The following is a 25,387-nucleotide window of genomic DNA, read 5'->3' as shown; positions in this document are numbered from 1 at the left end:
TCGGGGGCGCCGCCCGGCGCGCCATGCGAATGGATAACATGGCAAAGAAAATGCTCATCGACGCCACGCACGCGGAAGAGACCCGCGTCGTGGTCTGTGACGGAAACAAGGTCGAGGAATTCGACTTCGAAAGCCAGAGCCGCCGTCAGCTCGCCGGAAACATCTACCTCGCCAAGGTCACGCGCGTAGAGCCGTCGCTGCAGGCGGCCTTCGTCGATTACGGCGGCAACCGGCACGGCTTCCTGGCCTTCTCCGAGATCCACCCCGACTACTACCAGATCCCGGTCGCGGATCGCGAGGCGCTGCTCGCCGAGGAAAAGGCCTATGCCGAAAGCCTGAAGGCCGAGGCCGAGGCCGCCTCGTCGGATGAGGATGACGACGCCGAGGCCGAGGGCGAGGAGGGTGACCGCCCGCGTCGCCGCCGCTCGCGCGGCCGTCGCCGTGCCGCCGATGCCGGCAGCGATGCCGTCGCCACCCAGGACGGCGACGCCGTCTCCGGCATGGAGACCTTCGACGCCGATGCCGAGGATGACGGCGACGCGGCTGCCAAGGACGAGGATATCGAAAGCGTCGCCGAAGAGGACGACAGCGAGGATGTGCGCCCGGTCCGCAAGCCCCGGCCCAAGCGCTACAAGATCCAGGAAGTGATCAAGGTCCGGCAGATCATGCTGGTCCAGGTCGTCAAGGAAGAGCGCGGCAACAAGGGCGCGGCGCTGACCACCTATCTCTCGCTCGCCGGCCGCTACTGCGTGCTGATGCCCAACACCGCCCGTGGCGGTGGCATTTCGCGCAAGATCACCAACGCCGCCGACCGCAAGAAGCTCAAGGAGATCGCGGCCGAGATGGACGTGCCCGAGGGCGCGGGTTTGATCATCCGCACCGCCGGATCGCAGCGCACCAAATCCGAGATCAAGCGCGACTATGAATACCTGCAGCGCCTGTGGGAGCAGATCCGCGAGCTGACGCTCAAGTCGATCGCGCCCGCCAAGATCTACGAGGAAGGCGACCTCATCAAGCGGTCGATCCGCGACCTCTACTCCAAGGATATCGACGAGGTGATCGTCGAGGGCGTCGAGGGCTTCCGCACCGCACGCGACTTCATGAAGATGATCATGCCGTCGCACGCCAAGAACGTGAAACCCTACACCGACAGCCTGCCGCTCTTCGCGCGCTACCAGGTCGAGAGCTACCTCTCCGGCATGTTCAACCCGACCGTGCAGTTGCCGTCGGGCGGCTACATCGTGATCGGTGTCACCGAGGCGCTGGTCGCCATCGACGTGAACTCCGGCCGTGCCACCAAGGAAGGCTCGATCGAGCAGACCGCGCTCAAGACCAACCTCGAGGCAGCCGACGAGGTGGCGCGCCAGCTGCGTCTGCGTGACCTCGCCGGCCTGATCGTGATCGACTTCATCGACATGGACGAGCGGCGCAACAACACCGCGGTCGAGAAGCGCTTCAAGGAAAAGCTCAAGACCGACCGTGCCCGGATCCAGGTCGGCCGCATCTCGGGCTTCGGCCTGCTGGAGATGAGCCGTCAGCGTCTGCGCCCGGGCATGCTCGAGGCGACCACCCAGCCCTGCCCGCATTGCCACGGCACCGGCCTGCTGCGCTCGGACGAGAACGTCGCCCTGTCGATCCTGCGGCAGCTCGAGGAAGAGGGCGTGCGCGGCCGCACCAAGGAAGTGCTGGTGCGCCTGCCTTACGCCATCATGAACTTCCTGATGAACCACAAGCGCGAGCACGTGGCCGCGATCGAGCAGCGCTATGGCATGGCGGTGCGGGTCGAGGGCGACGCGGCGCTGGTTTCGCCCGATTTCGTGATCGAGAAGTTCAAGACCGCGACCCGGGCCGTGCCCGAAGCCGCGCCGGTCGTCTCTTCGGCCGCTCTGATGGAACAGCTCGACGCCGAGATCGACCTCGAAGCGCTCGAGGAAGAGGACGAGACCGAGGAGGCGGAAGCCGAGGTCGAAACCACCGCCACCGCGGCCCCCGCCGAGACCACCGGCCCGCGGGCCGAGGACGAGGACGAGGACGGCAAGCCGCGCAAGAAGCGTCGGCGTCGTCGGCGTCGTCGGGGTGCCAATGGCGAGGGCGCCGAGACCCAGGCCGAGGATGGCTCGGACGCGGGTGACGCCGAAGGCGACGCCACCCAGGACGAGGCCCAGCCCGCGACCGTGGCGGAGATCGCCCAGAGCTCGGCCACGCCCGACGCTGCCGCTGATGCCGCGCCGGAAGTGACGTCGGACGCCGCCCCCGCAGCCGAGGCTGCCCCGGCGGCCGAGGCCGAGGCTCCGGCCAAGCCGAAGCGGACCCGTCGCAAGAAGGCCGAGCCGAAGCCCGCCGAAGGCGCGGAAACCGCCGACGAAGCGGCTGCCGAGGAAGCGCCCAAGCCGAAGCGGACCCGCCGCAAGAAGGCCGAGCCCAAACCGGCCGAGGCCGGTGAGGCGACCGGCGAAGCGGCGGCCGAAGAGGCGCCCAAGCCTAAGCGGACCCGTCGCAAGAAGGCCGAACCCAAGGCCGAGGAGGTCGCCGAGACCGCGCCCGTGCCGGCCGCGGCGGAGCCCGCCGCCGCGGGTGCCGCCCAACAGGACGCCGGCGACGCGCCCGAGCAGTCGCCCGCCAGCGAGACGCCCGAGGTGATGCCGGAGGTCGCCGAGCAGGTGGCGCAGACCGTGGCCGAGACGCGGCGCGCCCCCGAGCCCGAAGAGGCCCCGCGCGAGACCGTCGATGCGGGCGGCGATGACGACGACAAGAAGCCGCGCCGTCGTGGCTGGTGGTCGATCAGCCGCTGAGCCAAGCGAAGACAGTAAAGAAGGCCGGGCAGAGGGATCTGCCCGGCCTTTTTCTTTGCCGGTGACGGTCGAAGCTGGGCGGCCCTAGGCGTATCAGGAGAAGGAACGAAATCGTCTGTTTCGTTCCGTCAGGCCCGGCGGATGATGTGGATCTGGTCGGGTCCGTCCTCATGCAGCCCGAGATGCGCATGTCCGGCCTCGGCGCAGAAATGCGGCAGGTCGATCCGCGCCACCGGATCGTCGGTCACGATCTCGAGAACTTCACCGGGGGCCATCTCCGCAAGCAGCTTGCGGGCCCTGAGCACCGGGAGCGGGCAGGCAAGACCGCGCGCGTCATAGCTCCGGGTCGCGGCGAGGGGACGGGATTCGGTCACGGGCTGGCTCATCGTGTTGGAACATGACTGCGCCTGCACCGTTGTCCCGCCGAAGATGGAAACGCAAGATGAAGGAGTTCGCATGACCCGCATCATGAGCACCACCGCCCTGACCCTCGGCCTGACCCTCGCCGCCGGCGGCGCCCTCGCCGAGGCGCACACCGAGATGGGCATGGGCAGCGGCCGGCTGACCGCCGACAATCTCAGCAACACGATCCGGGCGGAAAGCCTGATCGGCTCGAACATCTACACGCTCGAAGCCGAGTATGACGAGACGGTCTGGACCGATACGCCCTATTACGAAGAGGTCGACGCCGAGTGGGAAGAGATCGGCGAGGTCGAGGACATCGTGATCTCCGCCGATGGCCAGATGATCGGCCTCGTGATCGAGACCGGCGGCTGGCTCGACATCGGTGACGAGGAAGTCATTCTGGACTTCAACGAAGTGCGTCTGGCCGGCGACTACGTCGGTGGCGACTTCTCCCTCGTGACGCGCATGAGCCAGGAGCAGCTCGAAGCGCTGCCGGAGGCCAATGAGGGCTACTACAACTGGTGGAACTGATCGGTCCCCATCGCATGAGAAAGGGCCGTGGCATCCGCCACGGCCCTTTTTTCGTCGTGTCGATAGCGATCAGCCGCGCAGGATCGAGCGGCCGGCGTAGATCGCGGTCTCGCCCAGCATTTCCTCGATGCGGATCAGCTGGTTGTACTTGGCGAGCCGGTCGGAACGGGCGAGCGAGCCGGTCTTGATCTGACCGCAGTTCGTGGCGACGGCGAGGTCGGCGATGGTCGCGTCCTCGGTCTCGCCCGAGCGATGCGACATCACGCAGGTGAAGCGGGCGCGCTGCGCCATTTCCACCGCCTGCATGGTCTCGGTCAGCGTGCCGATCTGGTTGACCTTCACCAGCAGCGAGTTGGCGGAGCCCTTCTCGATGCCGTCCTTGAGGCGGGCGGGGTTGGTGACGAAGAGATCGTCGCCCACCAGCTGGACGCGGTCGCCGATGGCGTCGGTCAGAGCCTTCCAGCCCTCCCAGTCGTCCTCGGACATGCCGTCCTCGATCGAGATGATCGGGTAGTCGTTCACCAGCGCTTCGAGATAGGCGACGTTTTCCTGAGAGGTCAGGGACTTGCCTTCGCCCTTCAGCTCGTACTTGCCGTTCTTGTAGTACTCGGTCGCGGCACAATCGAGCGCGAGGTAGATGTCCTCGCCCGGCTTGTAGCCGGCCTTCTCGATCGATTTCAGGATGAAATCGAGCGCCTCACGGGTCGAGCCGAGCTCGGGCGCGAAGCCACCCTCGTCGCCCAGGCCCGTGGACATGCCGGCGGCCGAAAGCTCTTTCTTGAGGGTGTGGAACACCTCGGAGCCCATGCGGACGGCTTCACGGATGCTGGTGGCGGACACCGGCATGATCATGAATTCCTGGATGTCGATCGGGTTGTCGGCATGCTCGCCGCCATTGATGATGTTCATCATCGGCACCGGCAGAACGCGGGCCGACATGCCGCCGACATAGCGGAAGAGCGGCTGGGTGGTGAACTCGGCCGCGGCCTTGGCGACCGCCATCGACACGCCGAGGATCGCGTTGGCGCCGAGGCGACCCTTGTTGTCGGTGCCGTCGAGCTCGATCATCGTCTGGTCGATCTCGACCTGCTCGGTCGCGTCCATGCCGAGGATGGCTTCGGCGATTTCGCCGTTCACGGCGGCCACGGCCTCGAGCACGCCCTTGCCCATGTAGCGCGACTTGTCGCCGTCACGCTTCTCGACCGCCTCGTAGGCGCCGGTCGAGGCGCCCGAGGGCACGGCGGCGCGGCCCATCGTGCCGTCTTCGAGGACCACGTCCACCTCGACCGTCGGGTTGCCCCGGCTGTCGAGGATCTCGCGGGCGTGGATGTCGATGATCGTGCTCATGGAAAACTCCTATGGGAAGGTTCGTGCGCTCTATAACGCGGGCGTGACCCGGCGTGAAGCACGCCTGACACGCGCCTCGCGAAGAAGCGTGTAGATGCCCGAGCCGACGATGATCGCCGCGCCCAGATAGGTGAGGCCATCGGGCCGTTCGCCGAAGACCGAGACGGCGATCACCAGGGCGAAGATCAGCCGGGTGTAGCGGTAGGGCGCGATCACCGAGACCTCGCCCATGCGGGTCGCGGCGGTGAGCATGTAATAGGCGGCAATGCCGATGACGATCGCGAAACCCAGCATCGCGGCCTGCGTCGCATCGGGCCGGACCAGGCTCTGGTCGGCCACCAGCACCATGGCGTAGCCCACCGGGACGAGGATCAGGAAGGCATAGACCGACAGCTTGGTCGAAGAGATGGCGCGCGGCACGCGGCGCGAGGCGAGGTCGCGCCCGGCGAGCCCGATCGCGCCGATCAGGGCGAAGAGCGACATGGGGGTGAAGCCGTCGGCACCAGGCCGGATCACGATCAGCACGCCAAGGAGACCGACGCAGATCGCGCTCCAGCGGCGCCAGCCCACCGGTTCGGCGAAGAACAGCGCCGCGCCCAGCGTCACCAGGAGCGGGATCGATTGCGCGATGGCGGTGGCGGTGGCCAGCGGCGACAGCGCCACGGCGGTGATGAAGCCCCCGGTGCCGATCACCTCGCCCAGATTGCGGGCGATCACGGCGGGGTGGTGGAAGTCGGGCGACCAGAGCCGGTCGCCGCGCGACATCGCCATCAGCGCGAAGGCCACGCCGCCGCCCAGCCCCAGCAGCATCAGGATCTGTCCGACCGGCAGCGCCCCGGCCAGAAGCTTGATGAACATGTCCTCGAGCGCGAAGCCCAGCATTGCCGCGACCATCAGCAGGCTGCCGCGCAGGTTTTCCATCATCCGTCCTTTCTGACCGGCACGCCGTAAAGCTCTAGCCGGTGACCGATCAGCCGGTAGCCCAGCCGCTCGGCGATGCGCTCCTGCAGGCGCTCGATCTCGTCGTCGACGAACTCGATCACCTCTCCCGAATGCATGTCGATCAGGTGGTCGTGATGCTCGCGGTCGGTGGTCTCGTAGCGTGCCCGCCCGTCGCCGAACTCGTGCTTCTCGAGGATGCCGGCCTCTTCGAAGAGCTTCACGGTGCGATAGACCGTGGCCAGCGAGATCCGCGCATCCTCGGCCGCGGCGCGGGCATGCAGTTCCTCGACGTCGGGATGGTCGTCGGCCGCCTCCAGCACCCGCGCGATCACCCGGCGCTGTTCGGTGAGGCGCAGGCCGTTCTGCTCGCAGCGCAACAGGATGGTCTTGGGCATGGCGGGATCCGTGACGTCTTTTGCCGCCGGTCTAGCCGGTTCGGCCCAGCGGCGCCACCCTCGGACACGCCCGCTCGCATCGGGTCACCTTGGGGTGAGGCGGGGTGACGCGGGCCGCGCCGCCCGGCAGGCTCCTGAGGAGGGAGGACACGATCATGCGCATTCTGGCGATACTGGCCGCCATGGCGATTTCGGGCGCGGCCATGGCCGAGCCGGGCCGTTGGCAACGGGCTTGGCCCGATACGGATTTCTCGAACACCAGCATCAGCGACTGGTCCGAGATCATGTCGGGCGGGCCGCCCAAGGATGGCATCCCGGCCATCGACGCGCCGCGCATGATCCCGGCCGCCGCCGAGACCCGGCTCGATGCGACGGAGCCGGTTATGGTCTGGCCGGCGCCGGAGGGTCCGGCTCGGGCCTATCCGATCCGCTACCTGCTGTGGCACGAGATCGTCAACGACGCGGCCGGCGGCGTGCCGGTCGCCGTGACCTACTGCCCGCTGTGCAATTCCGGCATGATCTTCGACCGGCGGATCGACGGGCGCGAGCTGTCCTTCGGGGTCTCGGGGATGCTGCGCGCCTCGGACATGGTGATGTATGACCGCCAGACCGAGAGCTGGTGGCAGCAGGCCATCGGCACCGCCATCGTCGGCGAGATGACCGGGGCGGAGCTGGAGTTGCTGCCCGCCTGGATGGACAGCTGGGAGCGGTTCCGCGCGGCCCATCCCGACGGGGTGGTGATGGACGAGCCCGACTGGAGCCGGGATTACGGCCGCAACCCCTATGTGAGCTATGACAGCTCGCGCCGGCCCTTTCTCTATTCGGGGGAGATGCCGCCGCATGGTGTGCCGGCGCTGATGCGCGTGGTGCGGGTCGGCGACCGGGCTTGGCCGTTCTCGCGGCTGCGCGAGGCGGGGCAGGTCACGGAGGCCGGCGTGACGATCAGCTGGGAGGCGGGTCAGGCCAGCGCCCTCGACGCCGGGCGCGTGGGGCAGGGGCGCGACGTGGGCAATGTCCGGGTGCGCGACGCGCAGGGCCGCGACGTGCCGCATGACGTGCTCTTCGCATTCGCCTTCCACGCTTTCTGGCCGCAGGGGGAATGGATGCTCGGCGGCTAGCCGCGATGCGCGTCGCGGCCGCGCTGCCAGAACACCCAGGCCATCACCGCGATCATGCCGCAGGCGATCAGGCCGAGTACCCGCTCGGCCAGCCCGTCGATCGAGGTGGGGGCCATGAGGAACAGGGGCGCCATGACGACCCATGCGATGGCCAGGCCGATCAGGGCCCGACGCGCCCCGGGGTGGTGGCGCCCGAAGCCCGACGCCATGCTCAGTGGCGCGGCGAGGAACAGCGCGCCGAGGCCGTAGACGAGGTAGATGTGGATGACGACACCGTCACTGTCGGCATCGCCGTATTCGTTGCGTGCGCCGACCATGACGACAAGCGCCGCGAGGATGGCGAGCGAGACGACCCCCGCCGACCAGCCGATCCCGCCCAGATGCGCATGCGCCGCCGCGAGCGCGGTGGCGAACAGCCCCGCGGCGAAGCCGTAGAGCGCGACGTCCATGATGATTTCCCACTCGCCGGCGCCGAGATCGCTGATCGTGTCGGCGATCCAGTCATGGCCCGGCACGACGATCTGCGCGGCGATGGTGCCGCCGATCATCGACAGGCAGCCGAGAAAGCCGATTCCGGCCAGCAGCAGCAACAGGTAGGGGCGTTCCGCGTCGACCGGTTGTCCGGTGGCATCTTTCATCTCGGCTCTCCTGGTGGACAGGAGGCCAACAGCGGGGGACGATGACGGTTCCGCCGCCGGTCGAGCGCCACAAGGCAAAAGGGGCGGCTCGCGCCGCCCCTTGTCGTCTCAGCCCAGCCGCACCAGCGCGTGGCGCTTCTTGCCGGCCGAGAGCTTGATCGGCGCGGTCAGCGCCGCGCGGTCGATCACCAGCCCCGCATCGGTGAGCGGCGCGTCGTCGAGGCGCGCGCCGTTGTCGGCGATCAGGCGCTTGGCCTCCTTGCCCGACCCGGCGAGGCCCGAGCGGACCAGCAGCTGCACCACAGAGATGCCGCCGCCGACCTCTTCCTCGGTGAGGGTGAGGGTGGGCAGGTCGTCGCCCACGCCGCCCTTCTCGAACACCTCGCGCGCCGTGGCCTTGGCGGTCTCGGCAGCCTCGCGGCCATGCAGCAGCGCGGTGACCTCGTCGGCGAGCACGATCTTGCCCTCGTTGATCTCCGAGCCCGACAGCGCGCCGAGGCGCTCGCACTCATCCACCGGCAGCTCGGTGTAGAGCTTGAGGAAGCGGCCGACATCGGCGTCGGTCGTGTTGCGCCAGAACTGCCAGAACTCATACGGGCTCAGCATGTCCTCGTTGAGCCAGACCGCGCCGCCCTGGCTCTTGCCCATCTTGCGACCGTCCGAGGTGGTCAGCAGCGGCGAGGTCAGGCCGTAGATCTCGTGGTCGAGCACCCGGCGCGTCAGGTCGATGCCGTTGACGATGTTGCCCCACTGGTCGGAGCCACCCATCTGCAGCACGCAGCCATAGCGGCGGTTCAGCTCCAGGAAGTCGTAGGCCTGCAGGATCATGTAGTTGAATTCGAGGAAGGACAGCGACTGCTCTCGGTCGATCCTCGACTTCACGCTCTCGAAGGACAGCATCCGGTTGACCGAGAAATGCCGCCCGATGTCGCGCAGGAACTCGAGGTAGTTGAGGTTGTCGAGCCACTCTGCGTTGTCGAGCATCAGCGCGTCGGTCGGCGCGTCGCCGTAGGACAGGTAGCGCGCGAAGACCTGCTTCATGCCCGCGATGTTCGCGGCGATCTGGTCGGGGCCCAGCAGCGGACGCTCGTCCGAGCGGAAGCTCGGATCGCCCACCTTGGTGGTGCCGCCGCCCATCAGCGTGATCGGCTTGTGGCCGGTCTTCTGCAGCCAGCGCAGCATCATCACGTTGAGCAGGTGGCCGACATGCAGCGACGCCGCGGTGGCGTCATAGCCGATATAGGCGGGCACGACCCCCTTCGACAGCGCCTCGTCCAGGCCCTGGTAATCAGTGCAGTCGGCGAGATAGCCGCGCTCGATCATCACGGACATGAAGTCGCTCTTGGGGTGGTAGGTCATGTCTTGTGCCCCTCTCTTGGTCGCGCCACTCTATAGGCATCAGCTGGGGCGAGGGAAAGCGTGATGCGGCGGTTCGGCACGGGCGACAGGATCAGGTGCTTGGGCGCGATGTCGGGCACCTCGCTCGACGGCGTCGATGCGGCGGTGATCGAAACGGATGGCGAAAGCGTCTTCGGCTTCGGCGAAAGCGCCTACCGGCCCTATTCCGAGGCCGAGCGCGCGGTGCTGCGCGCGGCGCTGGGCCACTGGGAAGGGCCGGAGGTGGAGACCGCGGCGGAGATCGTCGAGACCGCCCATGCCGAGATCCTGTCGCGCTTCGAGAATGTCGCGCTGATCGGGTTCCACGGCCAGACCTTCGCGCATGACCCAAGGGGGCGCGGCACCCATCAGGCCGGCTCGGGCGCGATTCTGGCCGAGGCACTGGGCGTCCCCGTGGTCTGGGACTTCCGCAGCTCGGATGTCCGCTTCGGCGGCGAGGGGGCGCCGCTGGCGCCGTTCTATCATTTCGCGCTGGCGAAGTTCGTGGGCGCAACAGCGCCGCTGGCCTTCCTCAATCTCGGCGGAGTCGGCAACCTGACCTTCGTCGATCCGGGCTTCGCGCGTCCCGAGGCAGAGGGGGCGCTGCTGGCCTTCGACACCGGCCCGGCCAACGCGCCGATCGACGATCTGGTGCAGGGGCGGCTGGGCCGGGCGCGCGACGATGACGGCGCGCTCGCCGCCGCGGGCGAGGTGGACGCCGCGGTGGTGGCCCGGTTCCTGGAGCACCCGCATTTCTACCGCATGGCACCGAAATCGCTCGACCGCGATGCCTTCGCCGCCCTGTCGCAAGAGGTCGAGGCGCTTTCGGATGCCGATGCGGCGGCGACGCTGACCGCCTGTGCCGCGGCGGCGGTGATGCGCGGCATGGAGCATTGTCCGAGCCCGCCCGAGCGGTTGCTCGTTACCGGGGGCGGGCGGCACAACCCGGTGATGATGGCGATGATCGCGGCGGGCTGCGACTGCCCGGTCGGGCCGGTCGAGGATGTCGGTCTCGACGGCGACATGCTCGAGGCGCAGGCCTTCGCCTTTCTCGCCGCGCGGGTGGCGCGCGGCCTGCCGACCTCGGCCCCTTCGACCACCGGGGTACGCGCCGCCGTGGGCGGCGGCACAATCAGCCGACCCGGGGAGCTCGGCCTAGGAGCGGCTCTGGCCGGCAGTTAACGACGGGTTATCCGCAGTCCGGGTACGGTCCGTGTCGCGCGCGCCGCAAAATCCATGTTTCGGGCGCGGAAGTCCTCACGTGTGGCGGCCGGATCCTTGAGCGACAGCCAGGGACCACCGGCCAGCGCATCGCGTAACGCGGCCTCCATCCGACGGTAATCGGCCTGCGGATAGCGGTGGATCTGCAGCGGATCGAGGCCGAACAGGGTCAGCAGGCTCGCGAGTTTGCTGGAATGGCCCAGTATGGCTACCTCGCCGCCACTCAGAAGCGACCAGTAGGCCATGTGGTAGGAATTGGTGAGAATCCGGCGCGTGGCGCCGAAGAAGGCGAGCAGATCGGCCTCCGACATAGCGTTGCTTCCAAGCAAGAGGCCGGGGTGCTCCTGCCCTAGCCAGTCAGGCAGACCGCCGCCGCTGACGCGAGGATTGGCGTTGAGAATGACACCGATGCCGGCGCCTCGCGGCGTCTCGCAAACCTCATGAAAGCAACTGGGGCAGGGCAGCGCATCCGCCCCTGCCGCATCTGGATCGCGGCTTCCGACCAGGGCATCAGGCCATCGCCGCCGCGACGCACCCTCACGCAAGCGATGCTGGATCGCCCTGATACGATCCTTGGGGCGCGGGTAGAACGGGCGCGATGCGCCGGTCGCCCAAACCAAACGATGTGCGAAATCGTCGCCGCCATCAGCAGCCAGCGGATCGGGTATCGCGCCGCCGCCAACCACCAATACCCGTCCCGGTCCTTCGAAGAAGAAATCGAAGTAATGCCGCGGCGAACATAGGATATCGCCGATGTTCGGCGGCTCCGCGTCGGCCTTGTGGGCAAAGGTCACTCGTCCAGCGGTGATGTAGCGCATTCTGGGGCTCCGGTCGGCCGGGGGAGCGGCCCCCGGCCGTTCCGATTAGAACGGGATCTCGTCGTCGATGTCGCGGCTGCCGCCGCCACCGCCGCCCTGGCCGCCGCGATCGTCGTAGCCGCCGCGGTCGTCATAGCCGCCCGACCCGCCACCATAGCCGCCCCGGTCATCGCCGCCGAAGCCGCCGCCAGAGCCGCCGTCGCCGCGGCCGCCCAGCAGGGTCAGGTTGCCGGTATAGGGCCGGAGCACCACCTCGGTGGAGTAGCGGTCGTTGCCCTGCTGGTCCTGCCATTTGCGGGTTTCTAGCTGGCCCTCGAGATAGACGGTCGAGCCCTTCTTGAGATATTGCTCGGCGATCCGGCCCAGCGGCTCGTTGAAGATCGCGACCGAATGCCACTCGGTACGCTCGCGACGTTCGCCGGTGTTGCGGTCCTTCCAGGTCTCGGAGGTGGCGACGCGCAGGTTCACCACCTTGCCGCCGTTCTGGAAGGTCCGGACCTCCGGGTCACGGCCCAGATTTCCGATGATTATCACCTTGTTGACGGAACCGGCCATTATCGCCTCCTGCCTTAGAATCTCGTCTTTCGTCGCGCCGAGACTATGCCGCGCGAGCGCGGGATGACAGCACAAACGCCGGTTTCATCTTCCCTTTCCGCCACGAACGCGGTTAGCCTCGCGACATCGAACGGACCAGCGAATGGCCTGCGCCGGCATCGACCGGCGGAACGGAGGGACGCGATGAATATTCGATCACGGGGGGCCGCCGCCGCGGCCTTGGCACTTCTCTGCGCGACGCAGGCTTCGGCCGACAGGGTTTCCACGAGTTCGGGGCCGGGGCTCTACGCTTCGCAGCTGAGCGTGCTGGACGGGCGCGCGGCATCGCAATACGCGAGCTCCTCGCGGCTGCAGCCGCCTCGGGCCGAGGTGCCTCAGGAGTTGCAGGTCGCCGTCGCTCCGAGCTTCACCGGGCGCTATTCCGGCCCCTATCTGACGCTGGCCCGGGAAGCAGCGCGCAAGCATCGCATTCCCGAGGACCTGTTCCTGCGGCTGGTGCAGCAGGAGAGCGGGTGGAACGCCCGCGCGGTCAGCCGGGTCGGGGCGCTGGGCCTCGCGCAGCTGATGCCCGACACGGCGCGTCTGCTACGAGTCGATCCGATGGACCCGCGCCAGAACCTCGAGGGCGGCGCGCGCTACCTGCGGATGCAGCACGACACCTTTGGCGACTGGCAGCTTGCTCTGGCGGCGTACAATGCCGGGCCGGGCGCGGTGCAGAAATACGGTGGCATTCCGCCCTACGCCGAGACCCGGCACTATGTGAAGGCGATCCTCGGACGTTAGGCGGCCAGCTTGCGCGCCAGCGTCTCCATGTCGTCGGTCCTGAGCTTCGGCACGATCCGGTAGGCGGCGTTGACGAAGCAGAACAGCGAGAAGCCGAGCAGGCCCACCGCCAGCGCGGTGACGAGCACGGTGCCATAGGGCTTTTCACGCAGCCAGTCGAAAGCCTCGGCCAGGCCGCCGGCCTCGCTCGGGTCGAGAGTCCAGGCCGCGTAGACCAGCAGGAAGCCGACGATGGCGATCACCGCGCCATTGGCGGCGAGGCCCGCGGTCAGGGCCGGCTGCAGCTTCAGCGTCAGCGGCTTGGCGCGCAGGTTCTCCATGTATTTGTGGGACCAGCCCTTCCAGATGTAGTAAAGGCCCGCGCCCAGCCCGATCGCGCCGGCAAGGCCGACGAGCCATTGGCCGAACGGCATCTGCATCACCTTGCCGGTCCACTTGTCGAGGCTCGATCCGCTGCCCGAGCCGGAGGAGGAGGGCATCAGGATCGCCACCGCCGTGAAGGCCAGGCCGAGATGGATCAGGCCGGTCACGACCTGGCCGATCCGCGCCACCACGCCCTTGGCGCCGCTGCCATGCGCCTCGAGATCCCAGCCGGCCGCGACCAGCCGCCAGACGCCATAGGCCGCGAGGCCCAGCGCGATCAGCGCCAGCAGCGCGATGCCCCACCAGGCGCGTTCGAGCGAGGCCATCGCTTCGCCGGTGCCGCCCGGCGTCGAGCCGCGCCAGATCGCCGCGAGCGACAGGATCGCCACGACGAGATAGATGAGACCACGACCGGCATAGCCGAGACGCATGACGGGCACTGCCCACTGAAGATCCTGCTGTGTCATGCCCGCTCAAGCTGGCGAGTGGCGGGCTTGTTCCATCACCGGGGCAGGGATTCGACGCGCATGACGCAAGGGCCTCAGCCGGCGAGCGACCAGCGGTAGTGATGGTGCTCGAAGGTGGGGTGCATCTCGATCCCGCTCACATGGTCGGCGGCATGGCGGTAGAGCGTCCGCCAGAAGGGCTGGATGACCACCCCGTCCTCCTGCAGCATCCGTTCGAGCCGCGCCATCACCGCGCGCCGCGCCTCGACATCGGCCAGCGACATGGCCTCGGCCAGGGCGGCGTCGAATTCGGGGTTGGCGTAGCCGGTCTCGTTCCAGGGCTCGCCCGACTTGTAGGCCAGCGCGAGGATCTGCACGCCGAGCGGGCGCATGTTCCACTCGGTCGCCGAGAAGGGGTAGCTCAGCCAGTCCTTCCAGAACTCGCCACCCGGCAGAACGCGCCGCTCGATCTTGATGCCGGCGTCGCGCAGCTGCGCCGCCACCGCGTCGCAGCTCGCCGCCTGCCAGGCGTCGTCGAGCGAGATCAGCTCGAAGACCTGCGCGCCGAAGCCGGTCTCAGCCAGCAGCTCGCGGGCGCGGGCCGGGTCGTGGGCCGGTGGCCCGACGGGGGCGTATTCGGGGTGGATCGGGCAGACATGGTGGTTCTCGGCCACCAGCCCGTGGCCGTCATAGCCGAGCTCCAGCACGATGGCGTTGTTGACCGCCATCTGCATCGCGCGCCGGACGTCGCGATGGCCAAAGGGCGGGCTGTCCTGGTTGAAGCGCACCGTCAGCGTCGCGGCGGTCATCACCTCGGACCGGCTCCAGCCGATGCTGTCGAACAGGTCGACGAAATCGCCGGTGGTCTGGTAGGTGGCGTCGATCTCGCCGGCCTCGGCGGCGGCTAGCTTGGCGGCGGGGTCGGTGCCGTAATCGAGGTATTCGATCCGGTCGAGATGGGGGCCGCCGAACACGTCGCTGCCCCACCAGACGTGATCCGGATTGCGCACCAGCACCTGTCGCAGCCCGACCTCGTTGGCCTCGGGAAGGTAGGGGCCGGTGCCGATCGGGTTCAGCGACGGGTCGCCGCCGTCGAAGCTCGCGTGGGTGAGGGCGGCCGGGTAGTCGGTCATCGAGACGACCAGCGAGATGTCCGGCGCGGCCAGTTCGAGCTGCACGGTCAGGTCGTCGATCCGGGTGATGGCCCCGTCGCGGGCCTGCCGCGTCGCCGGGTCGACCAGCTGGGTCATGCGGCCGGCCATGGAATTGCCCGGCACAGTGGCGTCGCACCAGCGGGTGATGTTGCGCACCACGTCGTCGGCGGTGAACGGATCGCCATTGTTCCAGGTCACGCCCGGACGAACTCGCAGCGTGAACTGCGTGGCGTCCTCATTGGCTTCCCAGCTTTCGAGCAGCATCGGGGTGATCGTGCCGTCGGCTTCGTACTGCACGAGATAGTCGAGCCAGCCGCGGTAGAAATTGGCGATCTGGCTCCAGTCGGCGCGGCGCGGATCGGTGATCTCGCGGGTTTCCATTTCCATGCGCAGCGTGCCGCCCTGTCGGGGTGCGGCCTGCGCCCGGGCCGGGGCGGGCAGGCCGATCAGCCCGAAGGCGGCTGGCGCGGCGACGCCAAGCGCGGTGGCGCGGGTGAGGAATTCGCGTCGCGACAGGCGCCCGGCGCGATGCTCGGCGGCGTACATCTGCGCGGCGGGATGAAACTTGGATCGCATGATGATGTCCGTCCTTCTTCCGGCGCCGGCCCGCATCGACGCCCGGCAGGGGTCGCGATTCGGTGTCCTCCGCGCGCGCCGCCCCGGGGCAGGGCCCGGTCTGGCGCGTTCGCGACAGGTCGTGTCGAAAAGCTGGCTGCCTGTCAACTTGCGCGCCGGGAAGCGCGGGCCCCGTTCAGTCTGCCGTGATCACCGCCGGGTCGAGCCCGCGCCACTCGCCCATCCGGCTGCGAAACCAGCTGCGCTGGCGCTTGGCGTATTGCCGCGAGGCGATGATCGCGGCCTCTCGGGCAGTGGCGAGGTCGGTTTCGCCCCGCAAATGCGCGACCAACTCGGGGGCGCCGATCGCCCGCGCCCAGGGGGCGGCGGGCTGCCAGTGCGGCAGGGCCGCGCGGGCCTCGTCGAGCGCGCCCTCCTGCAGCATCGCGTCGAAGCGCCGCGCGATGCGCGCGTTGAGCCAAGCCGGGTCGGGGCGCAGCACGATCGGCTGGGCCCGGGGCAGCGGCAGCAGGGGCGGCGGCGTGTCCGCCTGCCAAGCGGCGATGCCGCGCCCGGTGGCGCGCAGCACCTCCCAGGCGCGCTGCACCCGGGCGCGGTTGGCGAGGTCGATGCGACCGCGGGTCTCGGCATCGAGGCCGGCGACCAGATCGGGCAGGGCGATGGCGTCGGCCTGTGCGCGAATCTCCGGCGGCGTCGCCGGGATCTCGGCCAGCCCCTCGGTCAGGGCCGAGAAATAGAGGCCGGTGCCGCCGACCACGATCGGCCGGGGGCCGTCCAGAAGCGGTGCCACCTCTCGCAGCCAATGGCCCACCGAATAGGTCGTCTCTCGCCCGACATGGCCGTAGAGCGCGTGCGGCGCGCGCGCCTCTTCCTCGGCCGAGGGCCGCGCCGACAGCACCCGCCAATCGGCATAGACCTGCAGCGCATCGGCATTCACCACCACGCCGCCGCCGGTTTCGGCAATGGCGAGCGCCAGCGCCGACTTGCCCGAGGCGGTCGGCCCGGCGATCAGCACCGGGCGCGCGGGATCGAGCCCGCGCGCGATCTCGAAAAGCGAGCTCATCGACGGCCGGCCGCCGCCGAAGCCGCCCGCGTGGCATTGAACATGGGCCTGCTTTCGTCCATCTTGCGCCGCGACCCGATTTCCCCCGAGCCATGTACGGAGCGCCCATGACCGACACCCATAAGCCTGCCTTCCGCAGGGTGATGCTGAAGATCTCCGGCGAGGCGCTGATGGGGAACACGGCGTTCGGTCTGCATCCGCCGACCGTCGAACGCATCGCCCGCGAGGTCAAGTCGGTGCACGATCTCGGCGTCGAGATCTGCATGGTGATCGGCGGCGGTAACATCTTCCGCGGCCTGTCCGGCTCGGCCCAGGGCATGGAGCGGACCACCGCCGACTACATGGGCATGCTGGCCACAGTGATGAACGCGCTGGCGATGCAGTCGGCGCTGGAGACGCTGGGCGTTTTCACCCGCGTGATCTCGGCCATCCCGATGGACCAGGTCTGCGAGCCCTATATCCGCCGCCGCGCGGTGCGCCATCTCGAGAAGAAGCGCGTCTGCATCTTTGCCGCCGGCACCGGCAACCCCTATTTCACCACCGATACGGCCGCGACGCTGCGCGCCAACGAGATGAGCTGCGAGGCGATCTTCAAGGGCACCAAGGTCGACGGCGTCTACGACAAGGACCCGAAGAAGTTCGACGACGCCAAGCGCTACGAGAACGTGACCTATGACGAGGTGCTGCAGAAGCATCTGGGCGTGATGGATGCCTCGGCGATCGCGCTGGCGCGGGACAACAGCCTGCCGATCATCGTGTTTTCGCTCGACGAGCCGGGCGGGTTCCGCGGCATCCTCGCGGGCGAGGGCACCTATACCCGGGTGCATGGCTGACGAAACCTTTGCGCCCCGCGCCGCGTGGTTGTGATGCGACGGCGCCCGGGGGCGAGGCAAAGTGTTCTGGAACGCGGGAGCCGTTGACGCTATCACCGGCGCCAACAGCCCGCCTCAATGACAAGAAGAGACCGATGGCAGACGACTTCGAACTCGACACCGACGACCTCCAGCGCCGCATGGACGGCGCCATCGCTTCCCTGCGTACCGAATTCGCGTCGCTCCGGACCGGGCGGGCCTCGGCCTCGATGCTCGAGCCGGTGATGGTCGACGCCTATGGCAGCCCGACCCCGATCAACCAGGTCGGCACCGTCAACGTGCCCGAGCCGCGGATGGTGACGGTCAACGTCTGGGACAAGGCGCTGGTGGGAAAGGTCGAGAAGGCGATCCGCGAAAGCGGTCTGGGCATCAACCCGCAGCTCAACGGCACGATCATCATGCTGCCGATCCCCGAGCTGAACGAGGAGCGCCGGACCCAGCTGACCAAGGTGGCCGGGCAATATGCCGAGCACGCCCGCGTCGCGATCCGCAACCTGCGCCGCGACGGCATGGACCAGATCAAGAAGGCCAAGAATGACGGCCTCTCCGAGGACGACCAGAAGTTCTGGGAGCAGGAGGTCCAGGAGCTGACCGACCGCTACATCAAGCTGATCGACCAGCAGCTCGAGACGAAGCAGGCCGAGATCATGCAGGTCTGAGGCCGACGCCTCGCCAATTGCAGGGAGGCCGTCATGGCTGCCGACGCGCAAGACACGACATTCGGGGGCGGCCCCGAGCATGTCGCGATCATCATGGACGGCAACGGTCGCTGGGCGCAGAGCCGTGGCCGGCCGCGGCTGTTCGGGCACCATGCCGGTGCCCGGCGGGTTCGCGACATCGTCAATGCCTGCCCGGATCTGGGCGTCAAATACCTGACGATCTTCGCCTTCTCGACCGAGAACTGGAAGCGGACACAGGCCGAGGTCTCCGGGCTGATGGCGCTGTTCCGGCGCTACATCGTGCGCGAGGCGCGGGCGCTGCATGACGAAGGCGTGCGGGTGCGCTTCATCGGCGACCGGATCCGGCTCGACGAGAAGCTGGTCGCGATGATGGACGAGCTCGAGCTTCTCACCTCGGGCAACGACCGCGTGCACTTGACCATCGCGCTCAATTACGGCGGCCGCGACGAGGTCACCCGCGCGGCCAAGCGGCTCGCCTACGAGATCGAGCAGGGTCGGCTGACCCATAAGGACGTCGATGCCGAGACGCTGTCGCGCTTCCTCGACACCCATGTGCTGCCGGATCCCGACCTGGTGATCCGCACCAGCGGCGAGGCGCGGATCTCGAACTTCCTGCTGTGGCAGTCGGCCTATGCGGAGTACGAGTTCGTCGATACGCTCTGGCCCGATTTCACGCCCGAGGAATTCGCGCGGGTCTGCGACGGCTACGCCCGGCGCGACCGCCGCTTCGGCGCCGTCAAGGCCTGAGATGGCGCAGCGGGAGGATAGCAGCAGCGATACGGCGCCGGGGGTAGCGGCGGCGCTGGCCGATCCCGGCCGCTGGAGCGATCTGGGCGTGCGCATGGCCTCCGGCGCGGCGATGGCCGTGCTGGGCGCGCTCGCGGTGATGATGGGCGGTCTGTGGTTCCAGATGCTGACGGTGTTCGTCACCGCGGTCATGGTCTGGGAGCTGTGGATGATGATCGAGCCGGGCAAGCCGACGCCCGGCATGCTGCTGGCCGCGCTCTGCGCGAGCGTCCTGTCGGGACAACTGTCGAACGGCGACACCTGGGTGTTGTGGCTGTTCTTGATCGCGCCGCTGGCGGGCGCCGCGATGCTGCGCCGCGAGCGGCTCACCTTTCTGGCCTTCGCGCTGGGCATCGAGGTGGCAGGCTGGGGCCTCGTCACCTTCCGGGCCGAATACGGCTTCACCTGGCTGTTGTGGCTTATCCTCGTGGTGATCTGCACCGACGTCTTCGGCTATGTCGCCGGGCGCGCGCTGGGTGGTCCGAAGTTCTGGCCCAAGGTCAGCCCCAAGAAGACATGGTCGGGCACCTCGGCGGGGTGGATCTCGGCTGGCGTGGTCGGTCTGGCCTTCGCGGCGCTCACCCATAGCCCATGGCATCTGGTCTGGATCTCGATGCTGCTGAGCTTTGCCAGCCAGATGGGCGACATCGCCGAAAGCGCGCTCAAGCGGCGCATGAAGGTCAAGGACAGCTCGGCGCTGATCCCCGGCCATGGCGGGCTGTTCGACCGGTTCGACGCGATGCTCGGCGCCTCGCTCTTCATGCTGCTGGCCTCCGTGCTGGGCTTCATCCCCGGGGTGCATTTTTGAGACGCGTCAGCATTCTGGGCGCCACCGGTTCGATCGGCTGCCAGACCGTGGAGCTGATCGAGGCGGCGCCCGACCGGTTCGAGACCGTGGCGCTGACCGGCGGGCGCAACGTGGCGCTTCTGGCCGATCAGGCCCGGCGACTGAACGCGAAGATTGCCGTCACCTGCCATGACGACTGCCGCGCTGAGCTGGCCGAGCGGCTGGCGGGCAGCGGCATCGCCGTGGCCTCGGGCGACGCCGCGATCGCCGAGGCGGCGGCGATGCCCGCCGACTGGGTGATGTCTGCGATCGTCGGCGCGGCGGGTCTGGTGCCCGGGCTCGCGGCGATCGGGCAGGGCGCGACTCTCGCCCTCGCCAACAAGGAGACGATGGTCGCGGCCGGGCCGCTGGTGCTGGCCGAAGCGGCCCGCCACGGCGCGACGCTGCTGCCGGTGGACAGCGAGCATTCGGCCGTGTTCCAGGCGCTTGCGGGCGAGGATCGCGGCGCGGTGGAGCGGGTGATCCTCACCGCCTCGGGCGGCGCCTTCCGCGACTGGCCGCTGGAGCAGCTCGCCCAGGCCACGCCGGAGCAGGCCGCGACCCATCCCAACTGGGCGATGGGGCAGCGCATCACCATCGACAGCGCGTCGATGTTCAACAAGGCGCTCGAGGTCATCGAGGCGAAGGAGTTGTTCGGCCTCGCGCCTGCGCAGGTCGAGGTTGTGATCCATCCCGAAAGCCTGATCCACGCCCTTGTCGGCTTCAACGACGGCGCGCTGATGGCGCATATGGGCGCACCCGACATGCGCCATGCCATCGGCTACGCGCTCAACTGGCCCGAGCGGCGCGACCTGCCGGTGGCGCGGCTCGACCTCGCCGCGGTGGGCTCCATGAGCTTCCGCGCGCCCGAGGACGCCCGTTACCCGGCGCTGCGTCTGGCGCGGCGGGTGATGGAGGAGGGCGGCCTCGCCGGGGCCGCCTTCAACGCCGCCAAGGAAGCCGCGCTCGACGCCTTCATCGACCGCCGCATCGGCTTCATGCAGATGGCGCAGGTCGTGGAGCGGGTGCTGGACACGATGTCGCGCGATGGCGCGCTTCGGGTTGACAGCCCCGGCCTCGACGCGGTCCTTGGGGCCGACGCGGAGGCGCGCGCGCGCGCGGCTCGGACCGATTTTCTGACCGCATAGGACGCCGCCTTGGACCCGACCCAGATCCTGCCGCAATTCGGAAACGCCGCCTTCACGCTCGGCGCCTTCGTCGTGGCGCTTTCGGTGATCGTGGCGATCCACGAATACGGCCACTACATCGTCGGGCGCTGGTCGGGCATCCATGCGGAGGTGTTCAGCCTCGGCTTTGGTCCGGTGCTGGTGTCGCGCCGGGATCGGCATGGCACCGTCTGGCAGATCGCGGCGCTGCCTTTCGGCGGCTACGTCAAGTTCCTGGGCGACGCCAATGCCGCCTCGGTGGGGCAGGCGGCGGGTACCGATCCCGCCCGGCTGCGCCACACCATGCTCGGCGCGCCGCTCTGGGCGCGCGCGGCCACGGTGGCGGCAGGGCCGGTGTTCAATTTCATCCTGTCGATTGCGATCTTTGCCGGCGTCATGCTGGTGCAGGGCCGCCCGGCCGATCCGCTGACCATCGCGCGGATGCTGCCGCTGCCCGACGCCTATGTAAACGAGCTGCGCGCGGGCGACGAGATCCTCGCCATCGGCGGCGCGGAGCTGCCCTCCGAGGGCGGTGTGGCGCGTCTGGCCGAAGGCTACCCGGCCGAGCCGGTGCTCGACTACCGGGTGCGCCGCGACGGTCGCGAGATGCTGGTGCGCGGCCCCTATCCGCAGCCGCCGCTGGTGGGTGGTGTCTCGCCGCGTTCGGCCGCCGATGCCGCCGGCCTGCGCGCCGGCGACGTGATCCTGTCCCTCGACGGAAGCGAGGTCTTCGCCTTCGCGCAGCTGATCGAGACGGTGACCGCCTCGGATGGCCGCCCGCTCGAGATGACGATCTGGCGCGAAGGCGCGACCCGCGATCTCACGCTGACCCCGCGCCGGGTTGACCTGCCGCGCGAGGAGGGGGGCTTCGAGACCCGCTGGCTGCTGGGGATTTCCTCGGGCCTGTTCTTCGAGGCCGCGACCGAGACGCCGGGGCTGGGCACCGCGCTCGTCGACGCGTCGGCGCAGGTCTGGCGGATCATCACCTCGTCGCTGTCGGGGCTGGGGCACATGATCACCGGAGCGATCTCTTCGTGCAACCTGTCGGGCCCGGTCGGCATCGCCCAGACCTCGGGCGCGATGGCCGAGCAGGGCGCCACCAGCTTCATCTGGTTCGTCGCGGTGCTGTCGACGGCGGTGGGGCTTTTGAACCTCTTTCCGATCCCGGTGCTCGACGGCGGCCACCTGGTGTTCTTCGGCTACGAGGCGATCACCGGCCGTCAGCCCGGCGACCGGGCGCTCCGGCTGCTGATGGCGCTCGGCCTGTCGCTGATCCTGACGATGACGGTCTTTGCGGTGCTCAACGACCTGTTCCTGTGCCCCTGAGGTCGCGCCCGGGCCACGGCGCGGCCTGATTGCCGCCCGATTCCCGGGGTATGATCGGGTCGTCTTCAACCAATCGACGGTGTCAGGATGACCACGAGAAACGAGGCCGGGCTGGGCCTGCTGATCGCCATGCATCTCGACAGGCTGCTGTTTCCGGTGGCCATCGTGCTGGCGCTTGGCGCGGCCTTGCAACTGACCGCACCCTGATCGTCCTTTCGGGTCCGGGAAGTTTTGACAACGCCCCGAATGGCCGATACTTCCCTTGACCAAGAAACGACGCGTGGCAGGGATGGTGACGATGACGGCTCGCAGCAGAGGCGCCTTGGCGCGCAAAATGACGGGTGCCGCGAGCATGGCCGCCCTGATCGCGGCGATCAGCGCGGTGGCTCCGGCCCTCGCGCAGGATTTCCGATTTGACCAGGTCTCGGTCGAGGGCAACCGCCGGATCGAAACCGGCACCATCCTGACCTATGCCGGCATCGCCCGGGGCGAGACGTTGAGCGCCGCGGCGCTCAACGACGCGGGCCAGCGGATCCGCGAAAGCGGGCTGTTCCAGAACGTCGAGATCCGCCCCGAAGGCGGTCGGCTGGTGATCGCGGTGACCGAGTTCCCGACGATCAACCGCATCAGCTTCGAGGGCAACGCCAAGGTCAGCGACGAGGATCTGGCCGGGCTGATCTCCGCGACCGAGCGCCGGGTCTATAACCCGGTGCAGGCGCAGGCCGATGCCGACGCGATCGCCGCCGCATATGCCGAGCGTGGCCGGATCAACGCCGTGGTGCGCCCGGCGCTGATCGAGCGCTCCGACAACCGGGTCGATCTGGTCTACCAAATCACCGAGGGCAACGTGACCGAGATCGAGCGGATCTCCTTCACCGGCAATCGCGCCTTTTCCGACCGCCGCCTGCGCGGCGTGCTCGCCACCCGCCAGGCGGGCCCGCTGCGCCAGCTCATCAAGAGCGACACCTTCGTCGCCGACCGCATTGCCTTCGACCGGCAGATGCTCACCGATTTCTACCGCTCGCGCGGCTACATCGATTTCGAGGTGCTCGACGTCGATGCCGAGCTGACGCGCGCCCGCGACGCCTACCTGTTGACCTTCAACGTCCGCGAGGGGCAGCGCTACCAGGTCAGCAAGATCGGCATCGCCAGCGAAATCCAGGGCCTGTCCACCGCGCGCTTCGACGAGGCGATCCGTCTCGACCGGGGCGACTATTACTCGCCGACCGCGGTCGAGGACGACATCGCCCGCATGGAACGGATCGCGATCCGCGACGGCATCGACTTCCTGCGGATCGAGCCGCGCATCACCCGCAACCCGCGCGACCTGTCGCTCGAGGTGACCTACGTGCTGACCCGCGGTGAGCGGATCTTCGTCGAGCGGATCGACATCGAGGGCAACTCCACCACGCTCGACCGGGTGGTCCGCCAGCAGTTCCGCACCGTCGAGGGTGACCCGTTCAACCCGCGCGCCATTCGCGAGAGTGCCGAGCGGATCCGGGCGCTGGGCTACTTCTCCGACGCGCAGGTCAATGCCCGCCCGGGCACCGAGCCGGGCTCCGTCGTGATCGACGTCGATGTCGAGGAGCAGCCGACCGGCTCGCTCTCCTTCGGCGCCAACTACTCGACCGATAACGGCTTCGGCCTCGTCGCGGGCTTCAAGGAGCGCAACTTCCTCGGCCGCGGCCAGCTTTTCAGCCTCGATCTGTCGACCAGCCAGAACGACCGTCGGCTCGCGTTCGACTTCGCCGAGCCCGCCTTCCTGGGCCGTGATCTGCGCTTCGGCTTCGGCGTCGATTACCGCTCGACCGACAACGACGCGGCGCTCTACGACACCGATACCTTCCGGATCTCGCCCTCCTTCACCTTCCCGGTGAGCGAGAATGGCCGGCTGCAGACCTTCTACGCCGCCGAATACACCGACATCACCGATGTCGACGAGGATGCCAGCGACATCATCCAGGAAGAGCGCGAGGAGGCCGGCGTCTGGACCAACTCGGTCGGCTATTCCTACAGCTACGATACCCGCCGCTCCGGCCTCGATCCCGACACCGGCGTGCTGCTGCGCTTCGGTCAGGAGTTCGGGATCGGCGACGAGGCCTTCGTCAAGACCACCGCGCTGGCTTCGGCCGAGACCCGGGTGCTGGGCGAGGACGTGCTGCTGCGCGCCACGGTCGAGGGCGGCATGCTTAACCACGCCGACGGCACCACCCGCGTCACCGACCGCTTCTTCATGGGCAGCCGGATCATGCGCGGCTTCGAGCCCGGCGGCATCGGGCCCCGGGACGCGGACAGCGACGACGCGCTGGGGGGCAACAAATACGCTGTCACCCGGCTCGAGGCGGAGTTCCCGCTCGGTCTGCCCGAGGATTACGGGATCACCGGCGGCGCCTTCGTCGATTACGGCTCGGTCTGGGAGGTCGGCTCGACCCGCGGAACCGGTGCCACGGTTCTCTACGACGACTACACGCCGCGCGCGGTGGTCGGTGCCTCGATCTTCTGGGACACGCCGCTCGGACCGCTGCGCTTCAACTTCACCGAAGCGCTGCAGGCCGAGGAGTTCGACGAGACCCGCAACTTCGACCTGACCATCTCCTCGCGCTTCTGATGCGACGCGCGGCGGCGGTTCTCGGCGTCGCTCTGGCGCTGTCGCAGCTCGCGCCCGGGCCCGTCCGGGCGCAGGCGCAGCCAACGGTGGCGCAAGTGCTGGTGCTCGACACCGAGCGGCTCTTCACCGAGAGCTTGTTCGGGCGCAGGCTTGCGGATGATCTGCAGGCCAAGACCGAGGCGCTCATCGAGGAAAACCGCCGGATCGAGGCGGAGCTGACCGCCGAGGAGCAGGACCTGACCCGGCGCCGCCCATCGATGGCTCCGGCGGACTTCCGCGCCGAGGCCGACGCCTTCGACGCCCGGGTTCAGGAGATCCGCCGCGAGCGCGACGCCAAGGAGCGGGCGCTGCAGCAGGAGGCGGCGACCGGGCGTGAAACCTTCCTCGCGGCGTCGGGCCAGGCGCTGGGACAGCTCATGCTGTCGCGCGGCGCGGCGGTGATCCTCGACCGGCGCACCGTCTTTCTCTCCACCGGGGCGGTCGACATCACCGACGCAGCCATCGCCGCCGTCGACGAGGCGATCGGTGACGGCAGCGCGGCGACGGAGCCCGACGCGGCACCCGAGAGCGCGGGCGAGACGGCGCCGCGCTAGGCCAGC

The 25,387-nt window shown here is 68.7% G+C and carries 24 protein-coding genes; 13 read left to right on the top strand and 11 right to left on the bottom strand.

Annotated features, from left to right (window positions below; genetic code table 11):
- Positions 1–38: 38 nt before the first annotated feature.
- Positions 39–2,792, top strand: a complete 2,754-nt coding sequence (locus tag T8T21_RS04720; protein WP_322337008.1) for an Rne/Rng family ribonuclease — start codon at positions 39–41, stop codon at positions 2,790–2,792.
- Between the two features lie 128 nt (positions 2,793–2,920).
- On the opposite strand, the gene T8T21_RS04715 is transcribed toward T8T21_RS04720, so the two are convergent.
- Positions 2,921–3,178: a sulfurtransferase TusA family protein gene (locus tag T8T21_RS04715; RefSeq protein ID WP_407660111.1), complete on the bottom strand. Its 258-nt coding sequence runs from the start codon at positions 3,176–3,178 to the stop codon at positions 2,921–2,923.
- A gap of 70 nt (positions 3,179–3,248) precedes the next feature.
- Here T8T21_RS04715 and T8T21_RS04710 point away from each other — a divergent pair, with 70 nt between their 5' ends.
- Positions 3,249–3,728, top strand: a complete 480-nt coding sequence (locus T8T21_RS04710; RefSeq protein ID WP_322337006.1) for a PRC-barrel domain-containing protein — start codon at positions 3,249–3,251, stop codon at positions 3,726–3,728.
- Between the two features lie 69 nt (positions 3,729–3,797).
- Here the strand turns inward: T8T21_RS04710 and eno are convergent, their stop codons facing one another.
- Genes eno through T8T21_RS04695 form a run of 3 tightly spaced genes read right to left on the bottom strand, consistent with a single transcriptional unit; the run spans position 3,798 to position 6,412 of the window.
- Positions 3,798–5,075 carry a phosphopyruvate hydratase gene (gene eno / locus T8T21_RS04705; protein WP_322337005.1) on the bottom strand — a complete coding sequence of 426 codons (1,278 nt, stop codon included), beginning with the start codon at positions 5,073–5,075 and terminating at the stop codon, positions 3,798–3,800.
- 30 nt (positions 5,076–5,105) lie between these two features.
- A complete protein-coding gene (locus tag T8T21_RS04700; protein WP_183469413.1) occupies positions 5,106–5,996 on the bottom strand; it encodes a DMT family transporter in 891 nt (296 codons plus the stop codon).
- On the bottom strand, positions 5,996–6,412 hold the full coding sequence (locus T8T21_RS04695) for a Fur family transcriptional regulator (protein WP_183469411.1): 417 nt from the start codon (positions 6,410–6,412) through the stop codon (positions 5,996–5,998). The genes T8T21_RS04700 and T8T21_RS04695 overlap by 1 nt, the downstream gene beginning before the upstream one ends.
- A 155-nt stretch (positions 6,413–6,567) precedes the next feature.
- On the opposite strand from T8T21_RS04695, the gene T8T21_RS04690 reads away from it, so the two are divergent.
- Positions 6,568–7,530, top strand: a complete 963-nt coding sequence (locus T8T21_RS04690; RefSeq protein ID WP_322337004.1) for a DUF3179 domain-containing protein — start codon at positions 6,568–6,570, stop codon at positions 7,528–7,530.
- Here T8T21_RS04690 and T8T21_RS04685 read toward each other — a convergent pair.
- Together T8T21_RS04685 and tyrS are read right to left on the bottom strand one after the other, a co-directional pair.
- The gene (locus tag T8T21_RS04685; RefSeq protein ID WP_322337003.1) at positions 7,527–8,168 is read right to left on the bottom strand and encodes a DUF998 domain-containing protein; all 642 of its coding nucleotides are present in this window, start codon (positions 8,166–8,168) and stop codon (positions 7,527–7,529) included. The two genes, T8T21_RS04690 and T8T21_RS04685, sit on opposite strands and share 4 nt — an antisense overlap.
- Before the next feature lie 108 nt (positions 8,169–8,276).
- The gene (gene tyrS, locus T8T21_RS04680) at positions 8,277–9,527 is read right to left on the bottom strand and encodes a tyrosine--tRNA ligase (protein WP_183469405.1); all 1,251 of its coding nucleotides are present in this window, start codon (positions 9,525–9,527) and stop codon (positions 8,277–8,279) included.
- 63 nt (positions 9,528–9,590) lie between these two features.
- Between tyrS and T8T21_RS04675 the strand changes: the two genes are divergently transcribed.
- Positions 9,591–10,727: an anhydro-N-acetylmuramic acid kinase gene (locus T8T21_RS04675; RefSeq protein ID WP_322337002.1), complete on the top strand. Its 1,137-nt coding sequence runs from the start codon at positions 9,591–9,593 to the stop codon at positions 10,725–10,727.
- Here T8T21_RS04675 and T8T21_RS04670 read toward each other — a convergent pair.
- Positions 10,724–11,584, bottom strand: coding sequence for a hypothetical protein (locus T8T21_RS04670; protein ID WP_322337001.1), 861 nt, complete (start codon positions 11,582–11,584; stop codon positions 10,724–10,726). The two genes, T8T21_RS04675 and T8T21_RS04670, sit on opposite strands and share 4 nt — an antisense overlap.
- Before the next feature lie 45 nt (positions 11,585–11,629).
- Positions 11,630–12,139, bottom strand: coding sequence for a single-stranded DNA-binding protein (ssb, locus tag T8T21_RS04665; protein ID WP_183469399.1), 510 nt, complete (start codon positions 12,137–12,139; stop codon positions 11,630–11,632).
- A 183-nt stretch (positions 12,140–12,322) separates the two neighbouring features.
- Here ssb and T8T21_RS04660 point away from each other — a divergent pair, with 183 nt between their 5' ends.
- Complete coding sequence (locus tag T8T21_RS04660) at positions 12,323–12,922, top strand: lytic transglycosylase domain-containing protein (RefSeq protein WP_183469397.1); 600 nt, start codon at positions 12,323–12,325, stop codon at positions 12,920–12,922.
- Here T8T21_RS04660 and T8T21_RS04655 read toward each other — a convergent pair.
- From T8T21_RS04655 to miaA, 3 genes are all read right to left on the bottom strand, one after another.
- Entirely contained in the window at positions 12,919–13,752 is an 834-nt protein-coding gene (locus tag T8T21_RS04655; protein WP_246390918.1) for a DUF1206 domain-containing protein, read from the bottom strand. The genes T8T21_RS04660 and T8T21_RS04655 overlap by 4 nt on opposite strands.
- A gap of 74 nt (positions 13,753–13,826) precedes the next feature.
- Complete coding sequence (locus tag T8T21_RS04650) at positions 13,827–15,461, bottom strand: ABC transporter substrate-binding protein (protein ID WP_322337000.1); 1,635 nt, start codon at positions 15,459–15,461, stop codon at positions 13,827–13,829.
- Between the two features lie 175 nt (positions 15,462–15,636).
- Entirely contained in the window at positions 15,637–16,524 is an 888-nt protein-coding gene (gene miaA, locus T8T21_RS04645; RefSeq protein WP_322336999.1) for a tRNA (adenosine(37)-N6)-dimethylallyltransferase MiaA, read from the bottom strand.
- Positions 16,525–16,631: 107 nt separating this feature from the next.
- Between miaA and pyrH the strand changes: the two genes are divergently transcribed.
- The 8 genes from pyrH (at position 16,632) to T8T21_RS04605 (ending at position 25,381) form a co-directional block, all read left to right on the top strand.
- Positions 16,632–17,357, top strand: coding sequence for a UMP kinase (pyrH, locus tag T8T21_RS04640; protein WP_183469393.1), 726 nt, complete (start codon positions 16,632–16,634; stop codon positions 17,355–17,357).
- A gap of 134 nt (positions 17,358–17,491) precedes the next feature.
- A complete protein-coding gene (gene frr / locus T8T21_RS04635) occupies positions 17,492–18,055 on the top strand; it encodes a ribosome recycling factor (RefSeq protein ID WP_183469391.1) in 564 nt (187 codons plus the stop codon).
- 33 nt (positions 18,056–18,088) lie between these two features.
- The gene (gene uppS / locus T8T21_RS04630) at positions 18,089–18,823 is read left to right on the top strand and encodes a polyprenyl diphosphate synthase (protein ID WP_183469389.1); all 735 of its coding nucleotides are present in this window, start codon (positions 18,089–18,091) and stop codon (positions 18,821–18,823) included.
- A 1-nt stretch (position 18,824) separates the two neighbouring features.
- Positions 18,825–19,670: a phosphatidate cytidylyltransferase gene (locus tag T8T21_RS04625; RefSeq protein WP_322336998.1), complete on the top strand. Its 846-nt coding sequence runs from the start codon at positions 18,825–18,827 to the stop codon at positions 19,668–19,670.
- Positions 19,667–20,836, top strand: coding sequence for a 1-deoxy-D-xylulose-5-phosphate reductoisomerase (gene dxr, locus T8T21_RS04620; RefSeq protein WP_322336997.1), 1,170 nt, complete (start codon positions 19,667–19,669; stop codon positions 20,834–20,836). The genes T8T21_RS04625 and dxr overlap by 4 nt, the downstream gene beginning before the upstream one ends.
- A 9-nt stretch (positions 20,837–20,845) precedes the next feature.
- A complete protein-coding gene (gene rseP / locus T8T21_RS04615) occupies positions 20,846–22,180 on the top strand; it encodes an RIP metalloprotease RseP (RefSeq protein WP_322336996.1) in 1,335 nt (444 codons plus the stop codon).
- A gap of 352 nt (positions 22,181–22,532) precedes the next feature.
- Positions 22,533–24,788, top strand: coding sequence for an outer membrane protein assembly factor BamA (gene bamA, locus T8T21_RS04610; protein WP_322336995.1), 2,256 nt, complete (start codon positions 22,533–22,535; stop codon positions 24,786–24,788).
- The gene (locus T8T21_RS04605) at positions 24,788–25,381 is read left to right on the top strand and encodes an OmpH family outer membrane protein (protein ID WP_322336994.1); all 594 of its coding nucleotides are present in this window, start codon (positions 24,788–24,790) and stop codon (positions 25,379–25,381) included. The genes bamA and T8T21_RS04605 overlap by 1 nt, the downstream gene beginning before the upstream one ends.
- Positions 25,382–25,387 lie beyond the last annotated feature (6 nt).

Source organism: Limimaricola variabilis, from assembly GCF_034371605.1.
GTDB classification, from domain to species: Bacteria; Pseudomonadota; Alphaproteobacteria; order Rhodobacterales; family Rhodobacteraceae; genus Limimaricola; species Limimaricola variabilis.
The sequence above is the reverse complement of the archived record's forward strand: the minus strand, read 5'-3'. Positions and strand labels throughout refer to the sequence as shown.